At 47.5% G+C, this 10,003-nt stretch carries 7 protein-coding genes; 6 read left to right on the top strand and 1 reads right to left on the bottom strand.

Annotation, left to right across the window (positions count from 1 at the left end; genetic code table 11):
* The first annotated feature begins 308 nt into the window (after positions 1-308).
* The 3 genes from O3C43_17545 (at position 309) to O3C43_17535 (ending at position 3,263) form a co-directional block, all read left to right on the top strand.
* The gene (locus O3C43_17545) at positions 309-2,075 is read left to right on the top strand and encodes an arylsulfatase (protein MDA1068296.1); all 1,767 of its coding nucleotides are present in this window, start codon (positions 309-311) and stop codon (positions 2,073-2,075) included.
* A gap of 106 nt (positions 2,076-2,181) precedes the next feature.
* A complete protein-coding gene (locus O3C43_17540) occupies positions 2,182-2,859 on the top strand; it encodes a DUF1080 domain-containing protein (GenBank protein ID MDA1068295.1) in 678 nt (225 codons plus the stop codon).
* Between the two features lie 134 nt (positions 2,860-2,993).
* On the top strand, positions 2,994-3,263 hold the full coding sequence (locus O3C43_17535) for a hypothetical protein (protein ID MDA1068294.1): 270 nt from the start codon (positions 2,994-2,996) through the stop codon (positions 3,261-3,263).
* An 851-nt stretch (positions 3,264-4,114) separates the two neighbouring features.
* Here O3C43_17535 and O3C43_17530 read toward each other — a convergent pair.
* On the bottom strand, positions 4,115-5,251 hold the full coding sequence (locus O3C43_17530) for a TlpA disulfide reductase family protein (protein MDA1068293.1): 1,137 nt from the start codon (positions 5,249-5,251) through the stop codon (positions 4,115-4,117).
* A 126-nt stretch (positions 5,252-5,377) separates the two neighbouring features.
* Between O3C43_17530 and O3C43_17525 the strand changes: the two genes are divergently transcribed.
* Genes O3C43_17525 through O3C43_17515 form a run of 3 tightly spaced genes read left to right on the top strand, consistent with a single transcriptional unit; the run spans position 5,378 to position 9,756 of the window.
* Entirely contained in the window at positions 5,378-7,909 is a 2,532-nt protein-coding gene (locus tag O3C43_17525; GenBank protein ID MDA1068292.1) for a PIG-L family deacetylase, read from the top strand.
* On the top strand, positions 7,899-8,042 hold the full coding sequence (locus O3C43_17520) for a hypothetical protein (protein ID MDA1068291.1): 144 nt from the start codon (positions 7,899-7,901) through the stop codon (positions 8,040-8,042). The genes O3C43_17525 and O3C43_17520 overlap by 11 nt, the downstream gene beginning before the upstream one ends.
* 16 nt (positions 8,043-8,058) lie before the next feature.
* Complete coding sequence (locus O3C43_17515; GenBank protein ID MDA1068290.1) at positions 8,059-9,756, top strand: sodium:solute symporter; 1,698 nt, start codon at positions 8,059-8,061, stop codon at positions 9,754-9,756.
* Positions 9,757-10,003 lie beyond the last annotated feature (247 nt).

Below are 10,003 nucleotides of genomic sequence, written 5' to 3'. Positions count from 1 at the left end.
TTCACACCCATTATACCCCGATTATGACGTTTTTTATTGATCTATCCTTATTGCCTGTCTCCTACATTTCAACCAACGCCAGACTGAAATTGCCCCATCTTCATTTCTCACTTCACAATTTTCATTCGATCTTCATTCTTTAATATTCTTTTAGATGTGTACCCTACATGCATGCTCGGTCTAAAAACCTAAAAAAACTATGCGGCTACAAAACACCAGGATAAATCCCCCTCGTCCTCTTACTCCTACTTTATTTCAAGCATCAAGCCCAGCCCCCTGAGAGGCCGTCCTACCCTGTAATTGCGAATATGAAACTCAAAAACACACTTCCCCTTCTCATACTTTTTGCCTTCTGCCTTCAGCCTTTCGCGTCGGCGAATAAACCCAACGTCATCGTCATACTAACAGACGACCAGGGCTGGGGAGACCTTAGCGTCCACGGCAACACCAACATAAGCACGCCCAACATCGATCGCCTTGCGTCACAGGGCATGGAGTTGGAGCGATTTTACGTTTGCCCGATTTGCTCCCCTACCCGGGCGGAGTTTATGACAGGTCGCTATAATCCGCGCACCGGCGTAAAATCTGCCAGCCGGGGTGAAGAACGTATGGACTTGGATGAGACGACCATTTTCCAGACATTTAAGGAAGCCGGCTACAACACTGCGGCATTTGGCAAGTGGCACAATGGCATGCAACCACCGTACCATCCAAATGCGCGTGGCATTGACGAATTCTATGGTTTTTGTTCAGGCCACTGGGGTCATTACCATTCGCCTATGCTCGAACACAATGGAGAGATAGTTACGGGAGAAGGCTTCCTCATTGATGACTTCACCAATCAAGCCATGGACTACATTGAGGAAAAGAAGGACGAACCCTTTTTTGTTTATCTGCCCTACTGCACTCCACACTCACCGATGCAGGTTCCGGAGCCTTGGTGGAGCAAATTCAAAGATAACGAGTTGCCCCTACGAGCGCGCGGCGACCAGGACGAAGATTTGCAACACTCCCGCGCCGCACTCGCCATGTGTGAGAACATTGATTGGAACGTTGGGCGAGTAATGAAGAAACTCGACGATCTCAAACTATCCGACAACACCATCGTGATCTACTTTTCCGACAATGGCCCCAACGGCTATCGCTGGAACGAAGACATGAAAGGCCGCAAAGGAAGCGTGGAGGAAGGTGGTGTTCGATCGCCGTTCTTTATTCGTTGGCCAGGCAAAATAAAACCGGGAACCAAAACGGACACCATCGCTGGTAGTATCGATTTAAAATCAACGTTGACCGATCTGGTTGGTATCAAGAATACCGGCACACTCCCCATGGATGGAGTAAGCTTGAAACCTTTACTCCTGCAAACCGGCGAAGCCTGGCCGGACCGACTTTACGTAAATCACTTCAAAGGCAACACGAGTGTACGCAGCCAACGTTACCGTCTGGATTTTCAGGGCAAATTGTTCGACATGCTCAAAGATCCCGGACAACGGACGGATGTGAGCAAAAAGCACCCTGAAGTTCATAAGGAACTTCTGGCTGCTCAAAAAGAATTTGACCGCACTGTGGTGGCTGAATTGCCGGAAGGAAAAGACGAGCGGCCATTCGTCATTGGTCACCCTGAGTTCCGCTTCACTCAATTACCGGCCCGCGATGCGATTGCCACAGGAGATATTAAGCGCTCAGGAAATGCGCCCAATTGTTCTTTCTACATGAATTGGGTAAACACGGAGGATACCATTTATTGGGATGCGGATGTCCAGGTTGAGGGAAATTACCGTGCTGAGGTTTACTACACGTGCACAGAGCAGGATCTCGGCACGGTTCTCGAACTAAGCAGTGGGAATTCTGCCATTACCAAAAAGGTAACCGTAGTTAATGACCCACCGTGGCTCGGGGCCGAGTTTGACCGAGCGATCCGCAAAGGAGAATCTTATGTCAAAGACTTCAAGCCGATGGACCTCGGAGTTATTCACTTGGACAAAGGTCAAAACAAACTCACTTTATCCGCCCTGGAAATCCCAGGAAAACAATCGATCGAAATGCGACTGATCATGTTGCACCGAATTAACTGAATTATTAATCAAAATTAAAACTGTAGGAGCGGCTTTATGCCCGATCCTGTTAACTGCCCCAAAACTATCGGGGCGTAAAGCCCCTCCTACAGTAAAAACACTCATTATGAAAAACTACCCATTAAAACTCACACTGCTGGTTCTCTGCTGCGCAGTCTCATCTCTATTCGCCAAAAGCCATGCATCAAATGATGGTTGGAAATCGCTCTTCGATGGTAAAACCATGAAGGGCTGGGCCGTGGTTCAAGGCTTTGCCAACTACTATGTAGAAGACGGAGCCATCCTAGGCCGCACGGCCGAAGGAAGCCCCAACACCTTTCTACACACCTACGATAATTTTGGGGACTTCGAGCTTAAGTTCGAATGCAAGGTCGATGTTGGACTCAACTCAGGTGTCATGATTCGATCCAACACCCGGAACTTTGGAACCCGTCGTTATTTCGGACCACAAATCGAAATCGAAACCAGCCCCGGTCAATCTGGATGGGTCTACGGTGAAGGACTGAACACCGGATGGATATCGGAAGAACCCATGTCCAAGGACAAATCTGTCAACGAACACAGCTACGTGAAAAACGACGGTTGGAATGAATTCCACATCATCGCCAAAGGCGACACCATCACCACCTTCATCAATGGTAACCAAGTCACCAAGATGAAACTCCCCCGCACCATCCACAATGAGAACCCCAGTGGTTCAATCGGCCTACAAGTCCACGGGATTAAAGAAGGTTCCGGACCCTACGAAGTCCGCTGGCGCAACATCATGATCAAGGAGCTATAAGCCTCTTTTCTAATCACTCAATTTACAAGAGCTCGCCGCAAGGCGGCTTTTTGTTTTAAATCCTTATTTAAATCCTTATTTAAGGTTTTTATCATTGATCATTACTGTTAATATCCCTTTTTATGGATTTTACCATGACAGAACTGATCGAACTGGGACAACGCATTCGCAGACAACGAATTGCTAATAAAGTAAAGCAAGCCGAGTTGGCAGATAAGGCTGCAGTTAATAAAAAGGTTATAATGGCCGTCGAAGGTGGACGATCAATAACCACAGGATCCCTTGCCCGTATCCTAAACAGCCTCGGTTATCAGAAAGCGTTGGCAGAAATGCTTCCCGCGCCAGTGGTTAGCCCAATTGACCTACAAAAATTAGCGGGAAAACAACGTCAAAGGGTACGATAGATTGCCCAATCTTTAGCAGCTGTTTTTTCAAATCAGAAAACCAAGCAACCTTTTCCTTCAAGCCGGTACCCGAAAAAGGGACAGCAAGCCAACAACTTTCGATACTAGGTAAACGTGAAGGAATCACCCGTGACGATCTCCTTAATATGGGCCGGCAATGCAACATCGCCACACTACCCAAACTCAATGGGGTAATCGATGCCCTTGTTGAATCCCTGAAACAATGTGAGAAATTTGCTACTGAGGCAAAGGTCGCAGAAAAAGAGACCTCCAAAATTAAGGCTACATTTCAGAGACAAGTTCAATAGCCCAATGATCAAAACAAAATTTAAGCGAAAGCCGGAAACGGAAATTGATCGTAATAAAAGGGAGAGAATCAAGGACTCCAGAAATCCAGTAAGAGTTTTCCTACTTTCTCTCGGAATAATCCCCATCTTTTGGATTTCCTTCGGACCTAAGAGCCTAGTGTCACAATTGAGTCTCAATTTTTTCCAGGAACCATTAATTATGTCACTCAAAGCAGGAGTCTATTCTTTCATTGTACTCTATGGCTGGCAGCTTTACCGGAGAAATACAATTTTTGAAAAAATTGGCTTTGGGGTATGCAGAAGATGCCTAAAAGCCATCCACAGAGGAAAATGGAAATGTAATTGCGGAGGTAAAGTCGAACCTCACCAGTATTATGATCTACTTTGATAGAATCAATATTGTTAGGAATTCCAAGAATGATACACCGTAGTCGAAAAAGATAAGTTTCCATTTTTCGCAGCAATCAACGCCATGAGTAATGCCTGCAAATCCATGAAATTAAACCGAGCACTACCCTCACATTTACGAGGAAAGAACTCGGCTTACTTTCCTGCATTTCCCCCAAACAATGCCCCAAGTCTTTTGGAAAGCTCCTCGCCTCGGAGATTACGGTCGATGATACGCCCTTCTTCATCAAGAAGAAAACTCATGGGTAGAGCAGTCACATTGTAGGCCTGGGCCATAGGAGATTTTAAACCGAGCAGATCAGATATCTGCGGCCAGGTTACTTCATCCTGATGAGAGGTTCTCATCCAACTAGAACGGCTATCATCCAGATTAATTCCAAATACTTCGAATCCGTGTTTCGAATAGGTTTCGAGAAGTTTTGGATAATGACGGTTTTCAACCCGACAGGGAACACACCAGGATGCCCAGAAATCTACGAGCACGACTTTGCCCCTGAAGTCTTCGAGCGAGTATTCTTCTCCGTTAAAATCGCGTCCACTTAACGGGGCACCCATTGCTCCAATGGCAGTCAAACCAAAAAGTCGCAGACGCTCTTGCATGCTTCCGGTAATAAGCAGCCCAGGATGAGTATCGGCAAACGCATCCACCTGTTTTTGAATTTCCGAAATGCGGTAATCGCTGTCCCAACGCAGCGACGTGGCGTAGAGCGCAACCAAAGAACCTGCGTGTTCGATCGTAAAATCATTCAGCTCCCGTTTATGCGCATTATATCCATCGACCTCGGCTTGGGCAAGGGGAGCCAGTTCCTCAGTGGAAACTCCGTTTGCCGTCGCCCGGTTAAGGAGCTCGCGTGGAGGATAAACAAGCCGGGTTAAAGAATCTTTTCGAAAGGCCTCATAAGCGAGTAAGACATCCGAGTCAGTAGAACCGGAGATTTCAAAGTCTGCAGGATTGTTAGAATGAACGGTGATGGTCACATCCTGCCCTGAATCGATTGCGAGCGGAATTCTGCCCCACCGGGGAATCTCCAGGTTAAAAAATCCCGGTTCCCCATCAAAGCTCTGTTCAAAGGTATGATCAGCCTGAATGACCAACCCACCCGCTTCAGTTTCACTCCGGGCATCGAGATCCTGACGAAACAGGAGAAGCTTGGTACCGGGATCCAAATGTGAAATCGTGCCCTGAATGGAAAAATCAGCCAATAAAGACGCAGAACCAGTAAGAAAAAGTCCCAGATAAGAAAGGATACGCATTAGACTGTTTGAGGACATTGAATCATTATTTAAAACATAGAACTATGCAGAAGCTTGGCAAAACACAATATTTCAAGATTTTGACTGGTAGACGGAGGAATAAATCAAGAGACTCTATTTCCTACCCTAATTATTATTAATTTTATGCCCATTGCTCGATCGGTACTCCTCTACGCACCCTTGTTGATTTCCACCGTGGTATTTGGCCAAACAATGAACTCTTCAGAGCTCCTAAACGAGCTTCATAAGCTCAATACGGTTGGCTCAGTCCTCTTTGTGGCCGCGCATCCAGATGATGAAAATACCGCCCTGCTCACCTACCTGGCGCAGGAGGAAAAGCTGGAGACAGCCTACCTGTCACTTACCCGCGGAGGCGGTGGTCAAAACCTGATCGGCCCGGAATTGACGGAAAACCTGGGCCTCATTCGGGCGAATGAGCTCCTGCAGGCAAGAAAAACCGATGGGGCCAAACAGTTGTTCACGCGTGCACGGGATTTCGGCTATTCGAAGAATGTGGAAGATACCTTGGAAAACTGGCAGGAAGAAACCGTTCTGGGAGATGTGGTCTACGCGATTCGGTTTTTCAAACCCGATGTCATTATCACCCGTTTTAATCCAGACGAAGGTGTCACCCATGGACACCACACCTTGTCTGCCCAAATGGCATTAAAAGCATTTCGACTGGCAGCAGACCCAAATCAATTTTCTGAACAACTCGACCAGGTGCAAACGCACCAGGCAACACGCATCTTCTGGAATGGATATGGACAAAGAGGACCTGGAGGGCGCGGAGGACCGGGCTTGTCCGACGAACAGCGCGAAGTAGTCTCTTTGGAAATCGGGAAGTACAACCCGCTTCTGGGAACCTCCTATACGGAGATTGCCGCCCGAAGCAGGAGCATGCACAAGAGTCAGGGCTTCGGCCAGGCCGGACGCCGTGGACCACAAACCGAAAGGTTAGTCCTGCTCGATGGAGAACCGACCCAAGGAGATTTCCTGAATGGAGTTGATACAACTTGGGGACGATATCCAAGCGGCGACAAAATTCACTCGGCAATCGATAATGCTATCCAAACGTTTGATTTCAACAATCCATGGAAAGCGGTTAATCATTTGATTAAAGCCGATCAGGCATTGGCTGGCCTGGATACCAATCGACAAATCGAAACAACCCGAGCAACGATCCAGAAGCTGATTGCTGCGGCCATTGGTCTTCATTTTGAAGCACGATCATCAGTCGGTTATTTAACTCCGGGAGACAAAGTGAATCTCGAGGTCGAGCTGAACAACCGTTCGCCCCTAAAGGTGAATATAAAAAGCCTGGATGTTACTTTATTCGATAACGAAAACTGGCCCAAAGATATCCATCTGAATCTAAATCAAAATTTAGATAAGGAGCTTGGCGAAGGTGCTTCAGAAATAACGGATATCAGCTTCAACCTTCCAAAGAATGCTCCGCTGACTCAGCCCTTCTGGTTAAAAGAAGAACCGGACATAGGCATTTATCACTTTAAAAACCAGCGACTACTGGAACTGATGTCCGTTCCCGCTTCCATGTCGGTAACGGCAAAACTCGAAATTGATGGGTATACTATCGCGCTTTCCGCTCCCGTGATTGAACGCCTGAGCGATCCCATCAAAGGGGAAGTGCATCACATCGTGAGTATTCGCCCGGAAGTGGTATTACAACCGAACGCCACCGTGCTATTATTTGAAAACAACCAGGCCAAAGAAGTGGAGCTTACCATAACGGGGAACTCAGGAATATTTTCAGGTAAGCTAGTCGCTGATGCTCCGAAAGGTTGGAAGGTGAACATCGCCGAACCTGAGATATCATTTAAACAAAGAAACACCCAATTGGTCCGAACCGCGAAAATCACTCCACCTAAAAACGCATCCGAAGGCAGTGTGTTCTTCAAGGTAGTAGCAGACGACGGAAACATCTTCAACCAACGATCCAATCAGATCGAATACGAACACATAGGCCGCCAACCAATCATGGCGAAAGCGGCGACCAAACTAACGCGACTCGAATTGAGCCGTGCTGGAAACCGCATTGCTTGCATCGAAGGGGTTGGTGACCCCGTACCTGAAACCTTGCTTGGGATCGGCTACGAAGTGGATGTCATTCAAGTTGCCGACATCAACCGCGAAAGCCTGCAGCAATACGACTCGGTCATCCTGGGACCACGCGCGTTTGACGCACTGGAAGGATTGGACAAACGCTTCGATGAATTGAAAGCCTACGTGGAAGGAGGAGGCACATTGATCTCCCAGTTTAATACGACTGCATCACGCACCAAATCCAATTTCAGCTCCCCCTACCCACTTCAATTATCAAGAGACCGCGTATCCGAAGAGAAAGTAGAAATGCGGATGCTGAAGCCAGCGCACCGGGTGTTTAACGTGCCCAACAAAATAACGGCCAATGACTTTGAAAACTGGGTACAGGAGCGTGGTTTGTATTACGCGGACGAATGGGACGATCACTACGAGGCTGTCTTATCCGCCAACGACCGTGGGGAGCCAGCCAGAGACGGTGGACTCCTGATTGCCCAGTATGGAAAGGGATGGTACGCCTATGCGGGTTTATCATTTTTCCGGCAATTACCAGAAGGAAATCCGGGTGCTATCAGGCTATTTGTAAATTTGATATCTTTAGGACATGGAAACTGATTCGAACAACGAAGTGATGTCGTCGGTCAAAGACGAAAGCAGCTCCGGCTGGACACGCTTGTATATAATCGTGGTAGCGGCTCTGGTCGCACAAATCGCATTTTACGCCTGGCTGACCAAAACTTTCGAGTAATCAATTCGAATCTTTTATGAGTACATTTGATATCATAGTCCTGGGAAGCACATTGCTTGCGATTGTCTTTTTCGGCGTCTGGAAAACGCGCAACGACCGCAAGCTGGATGAGTTCCTTAAAGGCAGCTCGAATAAGTGGGGCACCATTGGACTCTCGGTTATGGCTACGCAGGCGAGTGCAATTACGTTCTTGTCCACTCCCGGGTTGGCATACGATGGCGGCATGGAGTTTGTGCAAAACTACTTTGGCATGCCGTTGGCTTTGATTTTGATAGCGGTGGTGTTTGTCCCGATTTATTATCGTTTGGAACTATGCTCCGTCTACGAATTCCTTGAGCATCGTTTCGATACAAAAACGAGAACGTTGGGAAGCATTATCTTTTTGATTCAGCGAGGATTCTCCGCAGGGATCACTATCTACGCGCCGTCGATTATCCTGACCAGTGTGCTTGGGTGGGATATGAATACTACCGTCATTGCGGTAGGTCTCTCCGTAATCCTCTACACCGTTACCGGCGGATCCCATGCGGTGAGCCTGACTCACAAATATCAAATGACCGTGATTCTCTCAGGCATGGCGATCGCATTCGGGATTGTGGTTTATAAGATATCAAATCACGCCAGTTTTTTGGAAAACCTCAGTGTCGCTGGGGCCATGGGACACCTGAACGTTGTCGATCTTTCATTCGACATTGATAAGCGTTACACCCTTTGGTCGGGCCTGCTCGGCGGATTTTTTCTTTCCCTTTCTTACTTTGGCACCGATCAATCCCAGGCCCAGCGCTACATGTCGGGACACTCCGTTCGGGATAGTCGCTTGGGACTAATGTTTAATGCATTACTCAAAGTACCCATGCAGTTCATGATTCTGCTCTTGGGAGTTTTGGTGTTTATCTTTTATCAATGGGAAAAACCGCCTGCCACATTTCTTCCGGCACCTATGACGGAAGTTGCTTTGGAGAAAGATACAGAAGCATATCGGAATCTTGAGGACGCCTTCGCAGAAAAGTTCAAAAATCAACAAGCTGCGTTGGGCGATTATGTGGAAGCCTTACGATCGGGAGACGAAGCCCTGGAAGAATCCACAAAGGTCAGAGTCCAATCGGCCAGCCAGGCGATAAAGGAATCGCGTGGCAACATGAAGGCTCACATTGCCGATGCACTCGGCGAAGAAAGTATGAAGGATTCAGATTATGTCTTCATTCATTTTGTCCTGAATGAACTCCCCATCGGCTTAATTGGGTTGCTGATTGCAGTGATCTTAAGCGCCGCCATGTCATCTACAGCGTCCGAACTCAGCGCATTGGCAACCATCTCAACCGTAGATTTTTATCAGAACCATTTTGTCAAGAACAGGGGCGAGCGTCATTACATGAAAGCATCGCGAATTTTCACAGCCATTTGGGGAGGACTGGCTATTCTTTTCGCTCTCTTCGCCAGTATGGTTGAAAGTTTGATCGAGGCGGTGAACATTGTAGGCTCTTTGTTTTACGGAACAGTGCTTGGACTATTTCTCGCAGCGTTTTTCATTAAAAGGATTGAAGCTCATGCTGCATTTACCGCGGCGCTGATTGCCCAGATCTCTGTCCTGATCATCTACTTTACCGACATTGTTGAAATCGGTTACTTGTGGTACAACCTGATCGCCTGTTTCATGGTCATTCTCTTGAGTCTGATCCTACAAGAATTCTTTGAAAAGAAAGCGGAAGCCTGATGAAAGAAAATACAATCGTAAGCCACTTCGACGAACTCAGGGCAGGCAAGCTAACTCCTACAATCCTCAAGTGCACGTCAATGTGTAGGAGCCACCTCGGTGGCGAAATCTGCGATAAACTTGGACGCTTATAAGTTCGAGTAGCATATGGACTTGATGAATAACTCTTCGCCTCTGTACCCCTGCGCGGGTAAATCAAAACCAAGGAGCTCAATTTCATGAGCGAGCCCGTGATATGTTTCGGGCA

The organism is Verrucomicrobiota bacterium (assembly GCA_027622555.1).
Taxonomy (GTDB): domain Bacteria; phylum Verrucomicrobiota; class Verrucomicrobiia; order Opitutales; family UBA2995; genus UBA2995.
This window is presented reverse-complemented; position numbering and strand designations above follow the sequence as displayed.